The organism is Rhodococcus sp. IEGM 1241 (assembly GCF_033142365.1).
Classification (GTDB): Bacteria; Actinomycetota; Actinomycetes; order Mycobacteriales; family Mycobacteriaceae; genus Rhodococcus_F; species Rhodococcus_F erythropolis.
In genome coordinates this window covers 480,581-502,209 of record NZ_JAWLSE010000001.1, presented here as the reverse complement: position 1 = coordinate 502,209, position 21,629 = coordinate 480,581, and the positions used below count along the sequence as shown (strand labels likewise).

General features: G+C 61.5%; 20 protein-coding genes. 11 read left to right on the top strand and 9 right to left on the bottom strand.

The features are described from left to right. Positions 1 to 139: 139 nt before the first annotated feature. On the bottom strand, positions 140 to 1,279 hold the full coding sequence (locus tag R4P70_RS02300) for a serine hydrolase domain-containing protein (RefSeq protein WP_020971091.1): 1,140 nt from the start codon (positions 1,277 to 1,279) through the stop codon (positions 140 to 142). A gap of 104 nt (positions 1,280 to 1,383) precedes the next feature. Beyond that, a complete protein-coding gene (locus tag R4P70_RS02295; protein ID WP_317830732.1) occupies positions 1,384 to 2,253 on the bottom strand; it encodes an oxygenase MpaB family protein in 870 nt (289 codons plus the stop codon). Between the two features lie 116 nt (positions 2,254 to 2,369). Here R4P70_RS02295 and R4P70_RS02290 point away from each other — a divergent pair, with 116 nt between their 5' ends. Further along, positions 2,370 to 2,990 carry a TetR/AcrR family transcriptional regulator gene (locus R4P70_RS02290; protein ID WP_019745721.1) on the top strand — a complete coding sequence of 207 codons (621 nt, stop codon included), beginning with the start codon at positions 2,370 to 2,372 and terminating at the stop codon, positions 2,988 to 2,990. 9 nt (positions 2,991 to 2,999) lie between these two features. On the opposite strand, the gene R4P70_RS02285 is transcribed toward R4P70_RS02290, so the two are convergent. Both R4P70_RS02285 and R4P70_RS02280 read right to left on the bottom strand, forming a co-directional pair. Next, a complete protein-coding gene (locus R4P70_RS02285; protein ID WP_019745722.1) occupies positions 3,000 to 3,692 on the bottom strand; it encodes a GntR family transcriptional regulator in 693 nt (230 codons plus the stop codon). Positions 3,693 to 3,701: 9 nt separating this feature from the next. Further along, positions 3,702 to 4,844: an acyl-CoA dehydrogenase family protein gene (locus tag R4P70_RS02280; protein WP_007730792.1), complete on the bottom strand. Its 1,143-nt coding sequence runs from the start codon at positions 4,842 to 4,844 to the stop codon at positions 3,702 to 3,704. A gap of 127 nt (positions 4,845 to 4,971) precedes the next feature. Between R4P70_RS02280 and R4P70_RS02275 the strand changes: the two genes are divergently transcribed. Then, positions 4,972 to 6,498, top strand: a complete 1,527-nt coding sequence (locus R4P70_RS02275; RefSeq protein ID WP_166655073.1) for an aldehyde dehydrogenase family protein — start codon at positions 4,972 to 4,974, stop codon at positions 6,496 to 6,498. Between the two features lie 12 nt (positions 6,499 to 6,510). Here R4P70_RS02275 and sfnG read toward each other — a convergent pair whose 3' ends face one another. After that, the gene (gene sfnG / locus R4P70_RS02270; RefSeq protein WP_020909446.1) at positions 6,511 to 7,635 is read right to left on the bottom strand and encodes a dimethylsulfone monooxygenase SfnG; all 1,125 of its coding nucleotides are present in this window, start codon (positions 7,633 to 7,635) and stop codon (positions 6,511 to 6,513) included. Between the two features lie 98 nt (positions 7,636 to 7,733). Between sfnG and R4P70_RS02265 the strand changes: the two genes are divergently transcribed. Beyond that, the gene (locus R4P70_RS02265) at positions 7,734 to 8,954 is read left to right on the top strand and encodes an SfnB family sulfur acquisition oxidoreductase (RefSeq protein ID WP_317830329.1); all 1,221 of its coding nucleotides are present in this window, start codon (positions 7,734 to 7,736) and stop codon (positions 8,952 to 8,954) included. Between the two features lie 6 nt (positions 8,955 to 8,960). On the opposite strand, the gene R4P70_RS02260 is transcribed toward R4P70_RS02265, so the two are convergent. After that, positions 8,961 to 9,623, bottom strand: a complete 663-nt coding sequence (locus tag R4P70_RS02260) for a TetR/AcrR family transcriptional regulator (protein WP_283384238.1) — start codon at positions 9,621 to 9,623, stop codon at positions 8,961 to 8,963. A 119-nt stretch (positions 9,624 to 9,742) separates the two neighbouring features. On the opposite strand from R4P70_RS02260, the gene R4P70_RS02255 reads away from it, so the two are divergent. Together R4P70_RS02255 and R4P70_RS02250 are read left to right on the top strand one after the other, a co-directional pair. Then, complete coding sequence (locus R4P70_RS02255) at positions 9,743 to 11,137, top strand: MFS transporter (protein ID WP_020971099.1); 1,395 nt, start codon at positions 9,743 to 9,745, stop codon at positions 11,135 to 11,137. A gap of 6 nt (positions 11,138 to 11,143) precedes the next feature. Continuing rightward, positions 11,144 to 12,139, top strand: a complete 996-nt coding sequence (locus R4P70_RS02250; RefSeq protein ID WP_317559192.1) for an ABC transporter substrate-binding protein — start codon at positions 11,144 to 11,146, stop codon at positions 12,137 to 12,139. Here R4P70_RS02250 and R4P70_RS02245 read toward each other — a convergent pair. Next, the gene (locus R4P70_RS02245) at positions 12,126 to 12,953 is read right to left on the bottom strand and encodes a helix-turn-helix domain-containing protein (protein WP_020971101.1); all 828 of its coding nucleotides are present in this window, start codon (positions 12,951 to 12,953) and stop codon (positions 12,126 to 12,128) included. The two genes, R4P70_RS02250 and R4P70_RS02245, sit on opposite strands and share 14 nt — an antisense overlap. Before the next feature lie 139 nt (positions 12,954 to 13,092). Here R4P70_RS02245 and R4P70_RS02240 point away from each other — a divergent pair, with 139 nt between their 5' ends. The 4 genes from R4P70_RS02240 (at position 13,093) to R4P70_RS02225 (ending at position 16,581) form a co-directional block, all read left to right on the top strand. Further along, on the top strand, positions 13,093 to 13,761 hold the full coding sequence (locus tag R4P70_RS02240) for a DsbA family protein (RefSeq protein ID WP_317830328.1): 669 nt from the start codon (positions 13,093 to 13,095) through the stop codon (positions 13,759 to 13,761). A gap of 145 nt (positions 13,762 to 13,906) precedes the next feature. After that, a complete protein-coding gene (locus R4P70_RS02235; protein WP_019745731.1) occupies positions 13,907 to 14,338 on the top strand; it encodes a MarR family winged helix-turn-helix transcriptional regulator in 432 nt (143 codons plus the stop codon). A gap of 71 nt (positions 14,339 to 14,409) precedes the next feature. Next, a complete protein-coding gene (locus R4P70_RS02230; protein ID WP_317830327.1) occupies positions 14,410 to 14,868 on the top strand; it encodes a MarR family winged helix-turn-helix transcriptional regulator in 459 nt (152 codons plus the stop codon). A 48-nt stretch (positions 14,869 to 14,916) separates the two neighbouring features. Continuing rightward, positions 14,917 to 16,581, top strand: a complete 1,665-nt coding sequence (locus R4P70_RS02225) for a DHA2 family efflux MFS transporter permease subunit (protein WP_411742455.1) — start codon at positions 14,917 to 14,919, stop codon at positions 16,579 to 16,581. A gap of 74 nt (positions 16,582 to 16,655) precedes the next feature. On the opposite strand, the gene R4P70_RS02220 is transcribed toward R4P70_RS02225, so the two are convergent. Both R4P70_RS02220 and R4P70_RS02215 read right to left on the bottom strand, forming a co-directional pair. Continuing rightward, entirely contained in the window at positions 16,656 to 17,294 is a 639-nt protein-coding gene (locus tag R4P70_RS02220) for a YdcF family protein (protein ID WP_256063925.1), read from the bottom strand. Positions 17,295 to 17,759: 465 nt separating this feature from the next. After that, positions 17,760 to 19,043, bottom strand: a complete 1,284-nt coding sequence (locus R4P70_RS02215) for a helix-turn-helix domain-containing protein (RefSeq protein ID WP_317830326.1) — start codon at positions 19,041 to 19,043, stop codon at positions 17,760 to 17,762. 137 nt (positions 19,044 to 19,180) lie between these two features. Here R4P70_RS02215 and R4P70_RS02210 point away from each other — a divergent pair, with 137 nt between their 5' ends. Next, positions 19,181 to 20,056 carry an SGNH/GDSL hydrolase family protein gene (locus R4P70_RS02210; RefSeq protein WP_053062030.1) on the top strand — a complete coding sequence of 292 codons (876 nt, stop codon included), beginning with the start codon at positions 19,181 to 19,183 and terminating at the stop codon, positions 20,054 to 20,056. Positions 20,057 to 20,108: 52 nt separating this feature from the next. After that, the gene (locus R4P70_RS02205) at positions 20,109 to 21,485 is read left to right on the top strand and encodes a spinster family MFS transporter (RefSeq protein WP_020971108.1); all 1,377 of its coding nucleotides are present in this window, start codon (positions 20,109 to 20,111) and stop codon (positions 21,483 to 21,485) included. Positions 21,486 to 21,629 lie beyond the last annotated feature (144 nt).

Genomic DNA, 21,629 nt, shown 5'->3' with positions numbered 1-21,629 from the left:
AGTCAGCTGCAGCAGACAAACCAACCGTTCCGCCGGATTAGCGATCGGGCCTACACCCAGCCCCGTCGGCTACTACTCAGCAAGGATTTGAGTAGCGCTTCGCCCTCCCTGTCATATCGATCAAACGCAGTCACATCGATCAGCTCAGTGCGTCGTAGGCAGCCGATACGTACTGCGCCGATCTCTCGGAACCGAGCAGGCCCGGCCCCATCTTGTTCATCACGTACGAGAAGGTCATGCGCTTCTCGGTGTCGATGATGATCTGCGAGCCACCCCAACCTCCCCAGAAGCAGATTCGCCCCTCCGGAATGAACGGGACGGACTCCGGCGTCGGCAATCCGAATCCGACGCCGAAGCGGACCGGCACACCGAGGACGAGGTCGACCCCGTACGACTGCTCCTCGAAGATCTTGTCGATCGTTTCCTCCGACAGCAGGCGAACGTCACCGACCTTGCCACCGCACGCGATCACCGATTGGATCCTTGCGAGTGCCCTCGCATTCGAATGACCGTTGGCCGCACCGATCTCGGCGGCTCGCCACCCGTCGGTCCACGAACCTGTCGCGTCGGCCGGCGGTGCGGTGAAGGTCTTCACCATGATGTTGTCCATCCCGAGTGCCGCGATGTCGATCGGCAAAGGCGGTGGCGCAATCACATTCGAGACTCGCCCGTATTCCGACTTCGGCAAGCCCAGGCGGAAATCAGCATCGAGCGGACCGGCTATTTCCTCGTCGATGAAGCGGCCGAGGGTTCGACCGTCGATGCGCCTGACGACCTCGCCGATCAGGTGGCCGTAGTTGAGGGCGTGATATCCGGATGCAGTACCCGGCTCCCACCACGGAGCCTGCGTCGCCAACCGGGCTGTGGCGTACGCGTCGTCGCAAATGTTCTCCAAGGTGAACGGTTGATCCCACCCCGAAACGCCTGATGTGTGCGACAGCAGTTGCCGGACCTGAATACGGTCCTTGCCCGCTGCTGCGAACTCGGGCCAGTACTGCGCGACCGGGGCATCGAGATCCAGCAACCCGCGGTCGACGAGCATGAGCGCGGCCAGTGCGGTCACGGTCTTACTGCAGGACCAGACGTTGGTGACGGTGTCGCGGGCCCAAGGAGCAGTGTGCTCGACGTCGACCCAACCGCCCCACATGTCGACGACGGATTCGCCGTCGATCGTCAGTGCGATCGCTGCCCCGACGTCCTCGCCGGAATCGAGATTGCGTGCCAGAGCCTCCTTCAAGCCAGAGAATCGCTGGTCACATACGCCTTCGATGTTCGCCACTGACAGCCTCCACAGGAAAGTTAAAACTTGACGTCAACTTCAACTATGTTGAGTATGTGTCCGATTCACCTGTGGTGTCAATCACTTCAAGTGTCAGAGTCGGCTCAGACCAACGGGATTCCCTTGGCGATGCGCCGACGCAGATCCCAGAGATAGAAGTTATAGGGGAACATCCGCAGAATCTTCGGGCTGAACCGATTGACCAGCGCGGCGACGCGCATGGATCGGTCGAAGTTACGCTGCTGACGCGCTGACCACGGGAGCCGCATTTCGTCACGAAAGGCCTGGGGCAGGAACCCGGTGGTGACAAATCGGTTGAGCGGACCGACCACGGGATGCAACAGCTTCGGCGTGAAGGTCGCCGACGCGATCCCGTAGAGATGCTCACGAATCGTCTCGTCGATCGCCACCTTGCCGAGGTTCTCGTTCCAGTAGACCTCGAACGCATCCCGGTCCGCCGGCCACATGTCGCGTCGCATCTGAAGGGTTGTACCGAACGTGGCGCTTCGCTGATAGAACGCATCCTGGGTGACCGGATCGAGATCCCCGTACAAGATTCTGTAGACGTCCTCGAAGCCTCGGTACAGGCAGGCGGCTACCCACAACTGCAGCTCGGGATCGAACGCGTTGTATTCGACCGCGCTGTTCTCATCGGAGCGAACGTGCTTGTGAGAGCCGTTGACTGCGCGTCGGTACAGCTTCTTTTCTTCGTCCGTCGCCAGGCTCGCGACGGCGAGATACGTCAGCGTCGTCCGGGTTCGCTTCACCGGATGCCGATCCAACCGACCCGTCTCGACCTTGCTCTCGTACACGCCGTACCCCACCGCCGGGTGCGCCAACTGCATGATGACGTTGGCGCCTGCGGCCAACAGTCCGAGCCCGGACATCGCCTTTTCGACCTCGGCGTCGATGTCGACCGCCTGGACGCCGACCGCTCCGATGCCGCCTGCCACCGCTTCCTCGCGCCCGTCCATCGAATCCCTACTCACCGTCATGGCAGAACCCCTTCGAGTCGACATCTGCGAACGCATGTTCTCAGATTAGTGAAACGCCGAAATGCCGAGATGTCAAGCAATCTCGGGATGCAAAGATGGTCTTCATGAATGACCAACCGCGTTCGTACGGTGGCGTCGACGGCGCGCTCCGCGTAGCCCAACGACGAGAGACGCTGATCGAGGCCGGTCTGGAACTCATGGGCTCCGCCGAGCCCGAACTCACGGTCCGCGGAGTGTGCAAGAAGGCCGGTGTCGCGGCGCGGTACTTCTACGAGAGCTTCACCGATCGTGATGCTCTGATGTCGGCCGTCTACGACACCGTCATCACGGACATCGCCGTTTCAACCCAGGCCGCGGTGGACGCCGCCGAGACCGAACGAGGCAAGGCGCTCGCCGGAATCGCGAACATCGTCCGCACGATCGCGCAGGATCCCCGTCGCGGACGTCTACTGTTCTCCAGCGCCCTGACGAGCCCTGTCCTGGCCGAGAAACGACGAGCGTCGACGACGATATTCATCGGTCTCCTGGCCGCCAACGCCAAGACCTTCTACCGATTGAACGACAGCGGCCACTTGACGCTGACGGCAACCTTCCTGGTCGGCGGCCTGGCGCAGACCCTCAGTGCATGGCTGGACGGATACATCGACGTGACGGAAGAAGAACTGGTCGCCGAATGTGCAGCGATCCTGCTCGCTCCCGCCCTACCTCCGTCTTGAGCTCCTGATTCAGTCCCAGATCCCGATGTTGTCGAGGTGAGCGAGAAGTCGAGCAGCGCCGTCGGAGAACTGCAGACTCATCTGCGCGTCCACCTGTTCTCGATCGTGCTTCTCGAACGCCTCGATCAAAGCGTCGTGGCTCGATACCGCAAGCTCACCCCAGCCTGGATCCGTCGCGTAGAGACGAGCAGGGGTGTACCGAATCGCGCCGAACAGGAACCATGCCAGCTTCGCACCACCCGCAGCGCGATTGATCAAGCGGTGGAATTCGAATTCGCACTGCTCGATCGCAGCTGCATCCGAGGCGTCCACCGCCGCTCGCAAATCGGCGTTGAGTTCCGTGAGTTCCACCAGTTGATCAGCTGTGATGGTGTCCATCGCCCGCAAAGCCAGCTTGACTGCGATCTGCCCCTGCAACCAGAAGATGTCTTCGATGTCTTGGCGACTGAGGGGCGAGACGAGATAGCCGCGATGCGGAACCAACTCGACCATTCCCTCGCCGCGCAATGCGACGAGGGCTTCTCGCACCGGCGTCACGCTGACACCGAGGTCGGCTGCGGTTTCGTCCAATCTGACGAACTCGCCCGGACGCACAGCGCCGGACATGATCAGGTTACGAACGTGGTTGGCCACGTCCTCCGACAACTGTGGCCGTCTCCTCAGCTCAGATGTCGCCCTCCGAGTGCGTGCAGACGTTGCCACAACCGATCCTCACAGTCCGTACGTTTTGCCGATGATGTCTCGCTGAATCTCGTTGGTACCACCATAAATGGAGGACACAAGAGTCTTTCGCACATGGTGCTCCATGTCGAACTCAGTCGCGTAACCGTACCCACCCATCATCTGCATCCCCTCGAGCGCGACCTTCTTGGCGGTCTCGGTCAGCTTCAGCTTGGCCATCGACGCTTCCCGCGGGAACATCTTGGTCGGGTTGGCGTCGACCATTCGGGCAACGCTGTAGACCAGCAGACGGCCGCATTCGATCTCCGTGGCGAGATCCGCGATCCGGTGGCGAAGCGCCTGAAACGATCCGACCGGACGGCCGAACTGCTTACGCGTGGTGACGAATTCGAGGGTGTCGTCGAAAGCGCGCTGCGCGGTCCCGAGCATCATCGCCGCGAGGATGAGGCGTTCGATGTTGAGTCCGGCCATGAGTTGACGCCAGCCGTTGCCGACTTCCCCAACCACCGCGTCCTCGGGCAGGAATGTGTCGGTGAAGTAGAGATCGTTGACCTCCTTGCCGCCCATGGTGTCGATTCCACTGATCTTCAATCCGGAGATGTCGGCCGGGACATGGAACATCGTCAGGCCCTCATGCTTGCCTTCACCTCGGGATGTGCGAGCCACCAGAAGGATGTTCTCGGCGAAGTGCGCGTTGGAACACCACGTCTTCTGGCCGTTGATCAGCCACCCACCGTCGACCTTCTCGGCGCGGCAACTCAAATTTCCCACGTCGGAGCCTGCTTCGGGTTCGGACATCGAGATCGACTGCGACGCGCCACGGACGATCCCGCCGAGCACTGCCTCCTTCTGGGCCGGACTGCCGAACTTCTCGTATGCAGCCCCGGTGATGACGGTCGGGCCCAGTCCACCGATCGGCGCCATGCCCTTGGCTGCTTCCTCCAGGAAGATGCACAGGTCGACCGTACTTCCGGCAGATCCGCCGTATTCCTCCGGGACAGTCAGCCCGAGCCAACCCAATTCCGCCATCTTCTCGTAGAACGCCTGGTTGTGGTTATGGGCGCCATGATCGGTCAGCAGGTCTCGCTGCTCACGGGTACCACTTTCCTTCTTGCAGAACGACGCTACCGACTTGGCGAAATCAGACTGCTCCTGCGTGAAATCCATGTACATCGAAAACTCCCGAGTGAGATGAGGCTGGAGGCTTGTCGGAGCTCGGTCCGACGCATACTGTGACTACCAGCACAGTAAATCACATCACATATATGTGATGCACCGACATGTGGAGGATCTGAAGAACATGACAGAACAGCTCGGCCGCCAGAGCACGTCCACGTCGACAGATCCGAAATCGGACGATCACACCTTCGCGAGCCTCGACCCTCGCAACGATTCCGTGGTCGCGCAGCACCCCATTGCAGATCAGCAAGAGATCGAGAAAGCGGTCGCCTCAGCACGCACGGCGTCGAAGTGGTGGGATCAACTCGGATTCCAAGGCCGCCGGAAGGTGCTCGGTAATTTTCGCGCCGCGATCGCCACTCACGCCGAATCGATGGCGGCGATCATTTCCGCCGAGACCGGAAAACCCAGCGACGACGCCCTTCTCGAAGTCATGCTGGCCGTCGAACATCTCGACTGGGCGGCACGCAACGCACAGAAAGTGTTGCGCCGCAGACGCGTCGGTGCAGGACTGATCAGCGCCAACCAGTCTGCATCCGTCGGCTACCGGCCGATGGGCGTCGTCGGTGTGATCGGCCCCTGGAACTATCCGCTGTACACACCGATGGGGTCGATCGGCTACGCATTGGCCGCCGGCAACGCCGTCGTCTTCAAACCGAGCGAACTCTCACCAGGCGTCGGCGTCGAATTGGCCCGGCTGTGGAACATCGCCGCGCCCGGACACCCTGTCCTGCAGACCATTACCGGTGACGGAAAAACCGGTGCACTTCTGTGTTCGTCCGGTGTCGACAAGATCGCATTCACCGGCTCGACGGCTACCGCAAAGCGCGTGATGGCCGCCTGCGCGGACACCCTCACTCCCCTGGTCGCCGAATGCGGCGGCAAGGACGCCATGCTGGTGGACTCCGACGCCAACCTCGATGCGGCCGTGAGCTTCGCTGCATTCGGGGCAGTGGGCAACGGCGGACAAACCTGTGCCGGCGTCGAACGAATCTACGTCGCAGCGCCCGTGTACGACGCCTTCTTGTCCAAGCTCACCGCCGCGCTTCAGGACGCCCACGCCGGCGCCACCGACAGCTCGACCTACGGGCCGATGACGCTGGGAAAGCAGACTGCGATAGTCCGAGGCCAGATCGAAGACGCTCTCGGTCGCGGCGCGAAAGCTGTACTCGGCGGACTTGATTCGTTCAACGGTCCGTTCATCGATCCGATCATCCTGACGGATGTTCCGGAGGATTCCACGGCGATCACCGAGGAAACGTTCGGCCCGAGCGTCGTGGTGAACAAGGTCGCCGACATGAACGAGGGGATCGAGCGTGCCAATGCGTCGAAGTACGGCTTGGGCGCCTCGGTGTTCACCAAGAGTTCGTCGAAGGGTCGAGCGATTGCCGAGAAGCTCGAATGCGGCGTCGTCACGGTCAATTCGGTTCTCGGATTCGCCGGAATCGCCGCCCTGCCGTTCGGCGGGGTCGGCGATTCCGGGTTCGGGCGTATCCACGGAGCCGATGGGCTGCGTGAGTTCAGCAGTGTGAAATCACTGGCCGTTCAGAAATTCAGCGCTCCGTTGGACCTGCTGACCATCGAACGAAAAGCTCGGGACATGAAGATCTCTCGTTGGATGCTGGCGAAGCGCCACGCAAAGTCCTGAGAGGCCAGGCGATCAGCCGGCGGTGACGAGCACCTGCTCGTCACTGTCGGCTGCTTCGAGTTCACGAACCAGCGGGAGCACCTTGGCCCCGAAGTACTCGATCTCTTCCTGGAAGTGCAGGAATCCGCCGAGAATCAGATCGACACCGCGACGGCGATATTCGACGATCCGATGGGCGATCTGTTCCGGCGTGCCGATCAGTTGTGAGCGGAAGCCGTCGTTGTACTGAACCAAGTCCTCGAACGTCGAATCTGCCCACATCCCGTCCTTGGACGAGGTCGACGCGCCGGCTTGTTGGACTGCATTCTTGAAACCCTCGACTGCGGGACGGTTCGCCTTGGCGATGATCTCGCGCAGCGTGTCTTTTGCTTCGGCCTCGGTGTCGCGGGCGATGATGAACCCGTTGAGTCCGAACTTGACCTCCCGATCGTTCTCGCGAGCAACACGGCGGACGTCGACCAACTGTTCGGTGACGCCGTCGTAGTCCTTGCCGTTACTGAAGTACCAATCCGAATAGCGACCGGCGTTCACACGGGCTGCCGCCGAGTTACCGCCTTGGAACAGTTCGGGATTGGGGCGCTCCGGAGTGTTCAGAGGCTTAGGCTTCAACGTGAAGTCGTGAATGCGATAGAAGTCGCCGCGGAAATCGACGTCGTCCTCGGTCCAGATCTTCCGAAGAACCTGAAGGAACTCGGCGCTACGCCGATAGCGCTCGTCGTGCTCGAGCCACGGCTCGCCCAGATGAGTGAACTCGTCCTTGAACCAACCACTGACGACGTTGACGGCGAATCGACCGTTCGACAGGTGGTCAGCGGTAGCGCCCAATTTTGCCAACACTGCCGGCTGCCAGAGTCCGGGATGCACGGCGGCGATGACCTTGAGCTTCTCGGTGGCCAAGAGAAGCGCAAGGCTGAAGCTCGTGGATTCGTGCTGGAACTCGGCCCCGTAACTTGCCTCGTAACGAACCTGACTCAGGGCGTACTCGAAGCCGTTGTTCTCGGCGGTCTGCGCCAACTTCTTGTTGTACTCGTAGTCCCAGCTGGTCCGCTGCTCGATGTCGGAGGTGACCAGACCACCACTGACATTGGGCACCCAGTAGGCGAACTTGATCTCGTCGGCGATACGTTCAGTAGACATGAAATCCAGCAAACATGCAGTTCCCGGGGGTTTCCAGGGTAGCGATCACACAGGTTGTAAGTGTTGGGTGGGTGCTGCGACTGTGAAACGGTGGCAGCATGACTGCTGTGGACATTCAGGAGATCGCGCACCGCATCACCAGTGAAGACGAGGCGCTCTCGGTAGCGTCACAGCTGTCCGACGAGTTCGCGGCAGGTGCCGGCGTCCGCGATGCGCAGCGCCTCCTTCCCCACGACGAGGTTCGCACCCTGGCGCAGTCCGGTCTGCTGGGGCTCTCGGTGCCGAAGGAGTTCGGTGGCATCGACGCGAGCACCGAGACGTTGGCCGAGGTCTTCCGCCTACTCGCCGAGGGCGATCCCAGCATCGCGCAGATTCCGCACAGCCACTTCACTTTCCTGGAAGCGCTCCGGTACCAGGGGTCTAACGAGCAGAAGCAGTTCTTCTACGCCGAGGCGTTGTCGGGTAAGCAGTTCGCCAACGCCCAGAGCGAGCGCGGCAACAAGACCATCGACATCGACGGCACGACTCTCACACCCGACGGGGAAGACTTTGTGCTCGAAGGTCGAAAATTCTATTGCACAGGAGCGCTTTTCGCAGATTGGATCGTGGTGCGTGCCGCCAATGCGGATCAGTTCACCGAGACCGGCGCACAGGTGAAATCCGCGGTCTACCTACCCCGGAATACTCCCGGACTGTCGATCGTCGACGACTGGGACGGCATGGGGCAGAAGACAACTGCGAGCGGAACCGTGACACTCGAATCCGTGTCGGTGCCGCGGTTCAACGTCGTACCCTTCACATCATTGTTCACTCACCCGACCACCTACGGGGCACAGGCCCAGATTCTGCACGCCGCGATCGACACGGGCATAGCGTCGGCCGCATTGCATGAATCCGTGAAACTCGCGGCAAAGGCGCGGCCCTTCTTCGAGGCGAAAGTCGATACAGCGGTGGAGGATCCACTGCTCGTTCAACTCGCCGGCGAAGCGGCAATCGAGGTTCGCGCTGCCAGATCCCTCTTGGCGGAAGCGGCGCGATCGATCGACGTGGCGCGTCGTAATCCCACCGAGGACTCCACGGCCCGAGCATCCATCGACGCTGCAACTGCCAAAGTGGTCGGTGCCAGGGCGTCATTGGCGGCCACGAGCACGCTGTTCGAGATCGGTGGCACGAGAAGCGCGGGCGAATCAGCGAACCTCTCGCGATTCTGGCGTGACGCACGCACGCATACTCTGCACGATCCGACGAGGTGGAAGGTCCAACACATCGGCCGCTGGACGCTGTCGGGGACAATCCCACCGAGGCACGGGCTGTTGTAAACACTCTCAGTCGGAATTTGTGTATCCACTGATCAAGACCTCGAGACCTTCCAGGTAACTCTCAGTCGTCGTCCCTCCCGGCCAGTCCTCGAGCACCTCACTGAGTACCGGCAGTTTCTCGGGACCGATTTCTCGGATCTTCACCGCGAGAGGTGACACACTGCCTTCCGGTCGTGTGGTGGTGTCGTAGATGTTGAGCAGTGCACCGAGTGTGTAGTTCCACAGCGCTCGATAGACCAACAGTGCGCGGCGCGGCGACATCCCGAGTTCGACACACGCGGCCATGGCCCGATCGACCAAGACCACAGCGCCGCTCCCGCCGCGCCCACCTCGCTGAAGCAACTCGATGATCCAGCGCTCCGATGCCAGCGTTTCGAAGATCGCGGTGAAGATCGTGCGAAGCCGTTCGACCTGATCCTGCGGCAGGACCAGCGCGCCGAGATCTTGTGAGTACACATCGAGAACCGCGCTGATCAGCTGTTCCTTGTCGCCCACGTGCCGGTACAGCGCCATCGGCGTGGTGCCGAGCGACTTCGCCAACGCTCGCATGCTCAACGCGTCGGCGCCGCCGGACTGGAGTTGCCGTTTCGCCTCGTCGACTATCTGCTCCGACGTGATCGTCGGGGGACGTCCGAGCCGCGGTGATCTCGGTTCCATCTTTTCGGCCATGTGTCGATTGTGCGCGCCCCTGCTACGACGCTCTCGCCCGGGGAACCCCTTGCATCTCAGTCGTCAGCAAGGTAAACCTAACTACTTATGAGAACGCGTATACAAATTAGGTACCTGCAATGACAACAACAACTCGAGCGGTAGCCGCACCGGCTTTGGTCCTCACAGCCGCCGCGGCAGCGCAGTTCCTGGTGGCCTTCGACATGTCGGTCATCAACGTCGCGCTGCCAGACATCCAGGAATCGCTGAACTTTTCCGACGCCGGGTTGTCCTGGGTCGTCAACGCGTACGCCCTCGCCTTCGGTGGACTGCTGCTTCTCGGCGGTCGTCTGTGCGACGTGATGGGCACTCGTCGAGTTCTGGTTTCCGGGCTTCTGCTGTTCGCCCTCGTCAGCATCGTCGGCACCTTCTCCGTGTCCGCCGAAATGCTTGTCGGAGCTCGGGCGCTTCAAGGCGTCGGCGCTGCACTGATCGCGCCGGCCGGGCTCGCCGCCCTCAGTCAGGCCTTTCCCACCGGACGCGCCAGAGCCAAGGCATTCGGCATCGGCGCAATGTCGTCAGCACTGGGCGGCGCACTCGGTGTCGTCCTGAGCGGCATTTTGACCGAAGGGCTCAGTTGGCGATGGGTGATGTTCGCCGGCGCACCGGTGGCCCTGATCGCCGCGGTCGCCGGTGCCCGTGGCCTGCCGGCCGGCCAAGCCGCCCGAGGTGGCTCCCTCGATCTCCCCGGAGCCATCTTGGCGACGGCCGGAATCACCGCCCTTGTCGGCACAGTGATCGCCACGGAATCACATTCCTGGACTTCGGGTTACGTGCTGGGTGGATTCGCACTCACGGTCGTCCTGCTGACTGCCTTTGTCGTAGTCGAAAGCCGCTGCGCCACACCACTGGTACGACTGTCCACCCTGCTTCGACCCCGAATCGGACTGGCCAACGCCATCATGTGCCTGGTGTGTGCGGCCCAGTTCAGCGCGTTCTTCTTCGTCTCACTCTTCCTGCAACGCGGGCTGGGCTATTCACCGACCACCACCGGTCTGGCTTTCCTGCCTTTCTGCTTCGGCCTGGTGATCGGCATCCTCGCGTCCACCAAACTCCTTCCGCGCTACGGAGTTCGACCGCTGCTCGTAGTCGGAACAGCAGTCGCCGCAATCGGGACCTTCATGTTTTCGACCATGAACCTCGACAGTCCCTTCTGGGCCGTCATCCTGGTGCCTTCGCTTCTGGCAAGCATCGGCATCGGTCTGTCGTTCATGCCGCTCAGTAACGTCGCCACCGCCGACGCTCCCCCCGAAGAAGTCGGCATGGCATCAGGGCTACTGAGCACATCGCGTCAGATCGGCGGTTCACTCGGACTAGCCGTTCTCGTGAGCGTCGCCGCTTCCTCGACGGCGCATTCGGACAGCGCACCGACCGAAGCACTGGTTTCCGGATACTCCCAAGCCCTCTTCGTCTGCTCCGGCCTACTGCTGGCCGGCACCCTCCTGTCCTTCTTCTTCCCACGAATGGATCGTTGACCTCAGATGTTCACCACCCGAACCGCATTCGGCATCGTCTCGGCGCTTCTCCTCACCGTTGCCGGCGCAAGCGCGTGCAGCAGCTCCGCCGAGTCCGAAACCGCTTCTGCAACTCGCTCCGTCACACACGAACTCGGCACCGTCGAAGTTCCGGCCTCACCGCAGCGCATTCTCGCGCTCGACGAGTACGCGGGGCTGAGTGCACTCGCACTCGGCGTGAAGCCCACCGTCGTCTACAGCACCCTGCGATCGGACGTCGCCAAGTCGATTCTGCGCGAGCAGGGCGTCGAAGTTCTCGACAAGCCGACTTTCTTCGCCAACCCCGCAGTCGAAGAGATCGCGTCCGTCGAACCCGATGAGATCCTGATGAGCAATGCCGGTCCACTACCGAGCCTGTTCGCGCAGATCAATTCCGTGGCGCCAACCTTGGTTCTCCCGTACTCGGCGCCGTGGCGTGATGTGCTCGAACAAGCTGGGGCACAGCTCGATCGAGGCAGCGAAGCAACCGCCATGATCGGAAAGCTGGAATCCGGCCTCGAAGACGTCAAGTCCGCGGCTGCCGGCCAGAGCCTTGCGATCCTTCTCGGCTACAGCGGAAACCTGTTCACCGTGCCACCGACCACTCCCATCTCCACACTGGTCACCGAGGCCGGATTCACCAGGCCGGCATCGGAAGTCAACGCGACCAACAATCAAGACACCGGCACGATTTCGCCCGTCTCACCTGAACTCCTACCCGAGCATGCGGCGCAGACCGTCGCCGTACTTTCCGGGCAGCAGTACGACGCATCCATCGTGCGAAACACTCCACTGTTCGACAACCTGACACCCGACCCGGCGCACGCTCTGGACGTCAGCGGTGATCTCTGGTTCGGCAGCCATCCTTTTGCCATCTACTGGATCATCCAGGATCTGGACGGCATCGCACATGGCAAGGGGCAGAACAGCATCGGAACCCTCGACAGCGCCGACGCACGATGGGCGGCGTTCAGCGCGCTCTGACGTCCTGACGGAAGGTCAGCGGAGAAACACCCACCCGGGTGGCGAAGAATTTTGTGAAGTTCGCAGAATCGTCGAACCCCAGCTTCGACGCCACCTGGGTGACCGTGTCCGTGCCGAAAGACAGCAGACGTTTCGCTTCGAGCACCACACGCTGATCGATGTACTGCTTTGCCGTCATTCCGGCAGCAGCTCGGGTAGCTCGCAATACAGTCTTCTCGGAATACCCGATCTTGTTGGCGTACTCCGAAACCGAACGGACCGTGGCGAAGTCACGTTCGACAACGGCATGAAACCTTTCGAACACGTCATTGTGTGCCAGCACGGAACTCTGTTCCTGTCCACCGAGGTGGGTCAGTTTCAACAGAATTGCCGTCAACGTGTGCCGCAGAATGGCCGCGCGAACGACCGGCGCAGAAGTATCCGGACAACCGTAATTCAAGTTCAGGTGTTTCATACCTGCGCTGATGGTCTCGAGGTTCTCGCCGGACAACTGCCACGCTGCCTGCCGACTGTGAGCGTTCCCGTCCAACAACTGCTGGCTGACGGCATCGAGCGACGAGGGTGTGAACAGAACAACCATCGCCTCGAAATCCTGGATTCGCCCCCACTGTTGCACCTGCCCCGGTCTGACCCAGAACACGGTCCCCGGGCTCACCGCGTAGTTGACGAAGTCGATGGTGTGTAGCGCCGAGCCCTCGGTCACCAGCGCGAGTAAGTGAAACTGCGGGCGTTGGGGGCCGACGAACTCTGCACTACCCCCGTTGATGCGAATGGTGTCCAGGCTGAGTACTTCGATCTCGGTCGCGTCAGCCACCGAAGACGCGTACCCGACGTCCCGGACGGGTACTTGTCTGTTTTTCACTAGTTCGGGACTCATCTTCACCGTGACCGAATACCCGAATGCGACATACCGTCAGAGTATCAATCAGTTCGCGCTCGGATAGGAATCAACAGTGCAATCGACAGGCTCGAAAACAGCAGGCACGACGCAACTCACCTACGTCTTCGACGCCTATTGCGGGTGGTGTTTCGGCTTCGGCCCTGCTTTGACGGAGTTCGTCCGTCAAAATGCCGATTCCATCAACTTGTCCGTGGTCAGCGGCGGGCTGTTCACCGGTGAACGCGTCGCACCCATGTCTTCGGCTCCGTACCTGAAATCGGCCAACGCCACCATCGCAGCCCAGACCGGCGCCGTTTTCGGTGACGGATATTCACAACTGGTGTCTGACGGGCGGTTCGTCATGGATTCGACGGATGCTGCGATCGGACTCGCCGCGCTTCGCACACAAGATCCGACTCGCGCACTCGACATCGCGGGGGCCATGCAGACCGCGTTCTACCGAGACGGTCGCAGCCTCTCCGATCCCGAGACCTACCGCGCCATAGCGAAATCGCTCGGGCTCGACCCATCTGCCGCAGTGTCTTCCCTGTTCACCGCAGATTCGAAGGACGCCGCCCACGCCGATTTCGTCCGGGCACGCAGGCTCGGCGCCACTTCGTTTCCGACGCTGTTGTTCCACGGGAGCGACGGGTCCGTCGTGAAATTCGGTTCTCCGACCAGTACAGCGGCCGATCTCACCCGCGACCTGAACACGTGCGTGCGGGCGTATGCGGTGGCTTGACCCACCCACTTTCCGAGCGAAAGGTACGTTCAGCGCCTTCAGTACGCCGAACGTACCTTTCGCTCAGCGTGACTTCACCCAAATCACTCCGGCCCCCCTTCTGGTTTGATGAACACCGAACGAATCGCACCAAAGGGGAACGACAGTGGTTTCAGATCCGATCACGGGCCTGGAGATGGAACTTGCCGACATGTGGCAACGAGGACGCGCCCAGGCGCGCACCTATGCGCGTGCAATTCATCCCAAACTCGATCCGGCGCTCTACCCGGTTCTTGTCATCCTGAACCGTTCCGATGCCGTGCGGATGTCCGACCTGATCTCCACGCTCGATATCGAGAAGTCCACCCTGACCAGGCAAATTGATGCCGCAGCTCGGCTCGGCCTGGTGGAACGGATCCCCGACCCCGACGACGCTCGCGCGAAGCTGGTGACCCTGACCCCTGAGGCTCGGACGAAGCTCACGACGATCCGCAATCATCAGATCGATCGTTGGCGCGCCCGACTCGCAAAATGGGAAACTGACGACATCACCACGCTGACGGCCTTGCTGCACCGACTGGGCAGTTCCGAGGACTGACAACAAAGTAGTTGTGCAGTGCAACCAACTTGATCTATAGTTGCAAATATCAACTATTCGAGGGGGTGGCCGTGATCACTCACGACAGTGCCGAGGCAATCCTCGACAACCTTCGCGCCCTCGTCCGGCGCCACCGCGAGGTTTCGTCGACCGGCTCACGTCAACCGTCCCCCGACATGTTGCCGGACCCACTGGGCGCCCTCCTCTCGCAGCTGTCGGCCGCAGATTCCACGAGATCGACGGATCTGGCGGAAAAGTTGAGAGTGACAGTCTCGACGCTGAGCAGACAGATCACTCACGCCGAATCTTGTGGATACATTCAGCGGCGACCGGACCCGGACGACGGACGGGCATCGCTCCTGTCCTTGACTCCACTCGGCGTCCAGACCCTGGTCTTCCATCGCCGCGCCCAGGCGCAGCGACTCATCGACCATCTCGACGGATGGACCGAAGACGACGCCATCGACGTCGCATGCGCACTCGATCGACTACGCCGATCGACCTGCCCAGAGTCCCACGCGGTGCACTGACCGACGCTGCACGATCAGATCGAATCATTCTCCGATGCAAGGACATTCATGAGTTCTTTCACGTCTACCGACGTTCCACCATCTCAGTCATCGACCGATGCGCCGATGACCCACAAGCAGAAGATCGAGGCACTTGTCGGGCTCCTACTCGGCATGTTCGTCGCATTCCTGTCATCGACGATCGTCTCGAATGCACTCCCCACCATCATCACCGAACTACACGGCACCCAGGATCAGTACACCTGGGTCGTGACGGCAACGCTGTTGGCTTCCACCGCAACAACTCCCATTTGGGGCAAGTTCTCGGATCTGGTGAGTAAGAAGCTGTTGGTCCAGCTGTCCATCACGCTGTTCACGATCGGCTCGATCCTTGCGGGCATGTCGCAATCGGTCGGCATGCTGATCGGTTTCCGCGCTGTTCAGGGACTGGGCCTCGGCGGCTTGCAAGCCCTCGTGATCATCGTGATCGCGGCGATGTTCAGCCCGCGTGAGCGTGGCCGATACCAGGGACCGATCGCAGCCGTCATGTCCGTCGCGACAGTCGCCGGCCCACTGATCGGCGGCCTGATCGTGGACACTAGTTGGCTCGGCTGGCGCTGGACGTTCTTCGTCGGCGTGCCGCTGGCAGTCATCGCATTGATCGTCGTGCAGCGTACGTTGAACCTCCCGATCGTCAAGAAGGACGTCAGCATCGACTACGTCGGTGCAACCCTCATTGCCACCGGTGTCAGCACTCTTTTGATCTGGGTCACTTTGGCAGGTAAGAACTTCGAGTGGGCTTCTGCGATGTCGTTCTTCCTCGTCGGACTCGGCGTGGTGCTGCTCGCCGCAGCGCTGTGGGTGGAAAGCAAGGTCAAGGAACCCATCATTCCGCTCCGCCTCTTCCGAGATCGGACTACCACGCTGGCGACGCTGGCAAGCATCGCCGTCGGCGTCGCAATGTTCGGCGGAGCAGTGTTCTTGGGTCAGTACTTCCAGATTGCCCGCGGCTACTCTCCCACTGCCGCAGGTCTTCTGACACTGCCCATGGTGATCGGTTCCATGCTCTCCGCCGGCCTGTCCGGGGCAATGATCACGAAGTTCGGGCGCTGGAAGGGCTTCCTGATCGCCGGTGCCGTCGCAATGTCGGCAGGCTTCTTCCTCCTATCGACCATCGATCACGCGACGCCGATGTTCTGGGTCGGACTGTTCCTCTTCGTGCTCGGCGCCGGGATGGGCATGGTGATGCAGAATCTTGTTCTCGCAGTTCAGAACACCGTCGCGCCTAGCGATCTCGGCACCGCAAGTTCGACGGTCTCGTTCTTCCGCTCACTCGGCGGCGCGGCAGGCGTGTCCGTCCTCGGCGCAGTGCTCTCTACTCACGTTGCAGATCTGACGACCAAGGGCCTCAGCGCAATCGGGGTCGATCTGAGTGCCTCCGGAGGGTCCGGCGCAGGGCTGTCGAACCTCAACGAACTACCCGAAGCGATCCAGGATGTGGTCCGCGCTGCGTACGGCGATGCCACCGCACGGGTCTTCCTCATCGCCGGAATCCTGGCTCTGTTGAGTCTGATCGCGATCGCCTTCATCAGGGAGAAGGCGCTTCGGACGGAAAGTGGTGACGAGCAACTCCTGGCGAAGATCGCCGTTCCCGGTGAGATCGATTCCGACACCGTCGATGCCGAACTTGCGCTTCTGACCGAAGGTGACGACGAGTTGCAACGACGAAAGTAGCAACCCAGAAACAGTTCCGCGTACCGTCCGGGTGATTCCGGCGGTACGCGGAACTGTATGGGCAGCTGGGTGCGTCAGGTCGCAGCGATCACGCCTGCGACCGGGATCCGGCCGAGAACTGCAACCCGGAAGTCCACCATCGCGCGTTCCACGTGATTGGCGCTCGAAACCACAACCACGCCCGTTGCTCCTCGATCGGCGAGAATCCGCGCAGAGTTGAGCGCGTTCTCCACCGTGGACCACGACGTTCCTTCTTCGGTGATCCGGCCCGGGTCGACGCCGTTGGCGACGAGCCATTCGCGCATCGCCCTGGCTTCCGTCACTCCGGCCTTCGGGGCCCCACCGCTCGTGATGATCGGAGACTGCGGGTACTGACGAGCCAGCTGCAGCGCCGCCTGAAGTCGGTCGACCAGCATCGGACGCATCGTGCCGTCGTCGAAGAGGCCGGCGCCCAAGACGACGATGTTTGTACCCACCGGGTTGAGGTCGAGCAGCACGGGCGACTGGCGAGTCAGCGTCTCAGCACCCGTGCACGCAAGGATGAGAGACCGCACCGGCGTCTGGCAGCCGCCGACAGTCGACAAGATACCGTTGACGACCGTGGTCGGTGTGATGTCGGCGCTCGCTGTCGCCGGCGAGATGCCCACGCCAGCTGCGGCGATCACCGAAGCAGCAATCAATCCCTTCGTCACAGACCTGCGAACATTTGCCATGTGGCAGAACCCCCAAAAAATCGTCGGTTGTCCAGCACACGGTAACGAACGTTTTGTCTGAATTGTGTGATTTGGGCGACTTTTACTGTTGACTTACCGTCACACAGACTAAACATGAAGTTTTGACAACGATTCGGCTTCGAAACCTTCATCTACCAGCATCTCGAATCGACGCGCCCGCCGCATTACCTATCTGAGCAGCAGAGTCACCGAGAAGGTTGACAACGCTGAACGGCAACAATTCGTTGTTACAGATCACGATGTTGCATCTAGGTGTTCCCGCCCGCCCCGTCCCGACCAAGGTGTCAAGATCAATTCAGGGTTCGCGAAACCGACCCGCTCTGCCGGGTCGTCGACGAGCGGACCACCCGAACCGTGTGTGGGTGGCCCGACATACGGCGCCTGGCCATGTCTCCCGGCCGGATCGCCAGCCCTCCGGCTCGTTCACCGAGAACCACAGACGCATCACGTTTGGGAAGAGTCCGCCTCCATTCCGATTGCGCGACGCGCACCCAGCGCCATGGTGACTTGCACAAGATCCTTCGGAGACGACAGGTCAAGTCCCGTCAGGGAACTCACCTTACGTAGGCGATACACAACTGTGTTCGGATGCACGTGTAGCTGCCGGGCGGTGGCGGCTCGATCGAATCCGGAGTCGATGAAAGATTCGAGTGTCTCCAGCACCGCAGTATCGGACTCCAACGGCAACAACACATCTGCGAGGATCGGTAACGCAGCGCTCGGGCGGGTCAGTTGATACTCGACCGCAACGTCCGCGAGACGGACGACTCCACTGGTACGTCCGTACTTTCGGGCAACGTTCAGGACCTCGCGCGCCTGCGTGACCGCTACGGGTACTGCGGCCGGTGCCGCGACATGTACGGCGGCTACCGTCGATGCACCGATGACCTTCTCGAGATCACCCAAACGTCGACACAATGACCAATACTGCGGACTCGACGCCCAGTTTCCCTCTGCGGGTTCCGATTCCACAATGGGAATCAGTACGGCTCCGCCGCTGCTCCCGAGCACCCCAAGGGCTTTGTCACGCCCCACCTGATCGAGCTCTCGTTGCAGGTGGCGCACCTTCCTCCGCTCGGCGACGGCAGTGTCCACCTCGGTCGAGGACTCGTCGTCATTCCGCTCGACGTGCAGAGCCACCACCCAGTACAGGCGCGCCAACCTGATCCCCACCTCGTCGGAGACCCGATCCACGTCGACACCCGTCGAAAGTGCTACGAACAGGGACCTTCGCGCCGAATCCTCGTCCGTCTGGGTGGCGTGGTCGGAACCGTAGCCGGCAAGAACCGCGGACGTGGAGGCCGCGGTGTATGCATTCAGGAGTCGTCCGGTGCGGGCAAGTGCAACACCGTCTTCCGGGACCGCCCATTCGCTGATCGTCTCCCACCACAACCCTGCTGCCAGGTGATATGCGCGCAGTACCTCACTGAGCGGAACCAACTCCTGCGCCCGTTGACGAGCCGATTCGCTGATGTCGGCGAGCAATTCGGGCGCCAGATCTGCGCCCGTCCGGAGCATCGAAATGAACAGTTCCAAATTTCGCCTCACGATGGTCGTCACGTCGTTACGCAACGCCTCGTCCGGAAGCAACCGGTAGAAGGTGACGTCGCGGTGGACCAGATCGACCGTCGCATTGACCAGCGGATGGGTGCGTTGCGCCAATCGGTCGGCTAGAGATCTGCCGCCAACCACTATCGGTTCGAACGGCAGATCTTTGTTTCCTGACACAAAACCCTCCACAGAATTGAATTGCCACCACAAGGCCGACCTGCCTTTTTCCTATCACTATGTAACCCACGCCACTCTCGAATTCACAATCAGCGGCGTACCTGGAAGTCCCACCTTCGACCAAATAGGAGCCTCGAGTGACGTGGAAAACGCACAGCGCAGCCATTCTGGCAGGCGTCGTGGCTGCCGGTTCGATCGCGGCACTCGGGACCGGTGTGTCACATGCCGAAACGCATGCCAGCCCCATCCAATACGTCGCTCTCGGCGATTCCGCGGCGGCCGGCCCGCTGGTCACAGAACAAGATTCATCGGCGCCGGGCTGCCTACGATCACTAGGCAACTACCCTTCCGTGGTGGCGCAAAGACTCGGCGCTCACCTCACGGATGTGACCTGCTCGTCGGCGCGATCCGCCAACGTCACGGACACCGCACAAACGACGTTCTCCGGTCAAGTACCGCCGCAGGAAACAGCATTGGGGCCCGATACCGACCTCGTCACCATCACAATCGGCGCCAACGACATCTCGTTGTTCCCGACAGTTCTGAGCTGCGTAAATCCTCTCCCCGAACCCACCGGAACGTCCTGCCGTGACAAGTTCACCGCAGGCGGCGTCGACCAACAGCGACAGTTGGTCGAAAATGCCTCCGCAGGTTGGAGTTCCATGCTCGAATCGGTTCGCGACCGAGCGCCCTCGGCGCGCATCGTCGTGATCGGATACGGAACATACATCGCCGCTGACGGATGCCCCGGCACCCAGCCGTTCTGGCCGCGCGACGCCGACTATCTCCAGAGTGTGATCGACTACGGCAACACGGTCATGGCAGCAACGGCGGCCCGTCACGGCGTCGAGTACATCGACATCACCGAAGCCACTGCCGGGCATGACATCTGCACTGACCCTGCCACTGCTTACTACACCGGAATCGTCCCTACCCAGCCGGCGGTTCCACTGCATCCCACTGCGGCCGGGATGCAGGCGATCGGCAAAACCGTCGCCGACGCTCTGTCCTGAGCCTCTCCCCCAACACAATTCATTCAGCACTCGCGAAAAGGGTGGAACAATCATGTCAATTCAACGAGACGCTCCGCCGCTGCCGTCCATCGACGGCGCCCCTGTCGGAACACGCGACAAACTTCTGGGCGGCACACTCGTCGCACTGTTTCTCGCAAACATGCTCAACTTTTTCGACCGGGCGATCCCCTCGGTCGTTGCCGAGCCGATCAAGAACGAGTTTTCGCTCAGCGACTTGCAATTGGGATTGATCACCTCTGCATTCACCCTCGTCTACGCAGTCGCAGGGCTGCCTCTGGGCCGGTTGGCCGACACGAAGAACCGTCCCAAGATCATCGGAATCGGACTCCTGGTGTGGAGCGGACTGACGGCAGCAACCGGTGCCGCCGGCAGCTATGTGCTGTTCATCCTCGCGCGTCTAGGCGTCGGTGTGGGCGAAGCGACCTTTACACCCGCAGCCAACTCGATGATCGGTGATATCTACCCGGCAGAACGACGCTCACGCGCACTTGGTGTCTTCATGCTCGGTTTGCCGATTGGCCTCATGCTCGCCTACTTCACCGTCGGCAAGATCGCCGAGGCATTCGACAGCTGGCGTGCACCGTTCTTCCTCGCGGCGATTCCCGGTGTCCTGCTGGCAGTCGTGCTCTACCGCATGGCAGATCCGGTTCGTGGTGGTTCCGAAAGTCCGGAGGCCCGCGCAGCCGCTGTTTCACAGGCACCGATCACCCGTCCGATCCGTCGTCTGCTCGCAATTCCCACGCTTCGTTGGCTCATCCTTGCCGGACTGACGTTCAACTTCGCCGCCTACGCAGTGAATTCGTTTGTCGTCCCGCTTCTGATGCGCCAGTACCACCTGAAACTGACTGCTGCGGCATCGGTCACCGGCATCATCGTCGGAATCACGGGCCTGATCGGATTGCTTCTCGGCGCTCGCTACGCTGACAAGGCCAGCGCACGCTCACCGCGCGCACGGTTGATGATCGGTGTCGGAACCTCGGCATTGGCAGCACCTTTGACGGCACTGGCACTGTTGCAGCACGGCGGGAACGTCGTGATGTTCACGCTCTTGTTCTCGGCCGGGTGGTTGTTGGCCTACGGCTTTTACATCAGCGTCTACCCTGCCATTCACGACGTCGTGGTTCCCAGGCTCCGAGGCACTGCGACGGCGTTGTTCTTCGCTGCCATGTATCTTCTCGGCGGATTCTCGGGACCAGTTGCCGTGGGCGCGATTTCGGACTGGTTCGCCAAGCGTGCGCTTGCCGATGCCGGTACCGGGAAGTTGGCTCAGTACGCCGGCGACGGGTTGAACTCGGCCATGTATCTCGTGCCGATCATGTTGGCGCTCACTGCGGTATTCATCTATCTGGCCACTCGCACTGTCGGCAAGGACGCCGCGCGTATGCAAGCGGAGCTGAGCCAGGCCTGACCCAGGAGTTCACGGCGGTGGGGGGGGGGGGGGGGCCCCCCCCCCCCCCCCCCCCCCCCGCCCCCGGGCAGACCGCCGCACCACCGCCACCCCCCACAAACCCCCACCCCCCCACCCACACAACAAAGAGAGCACCCCACAACA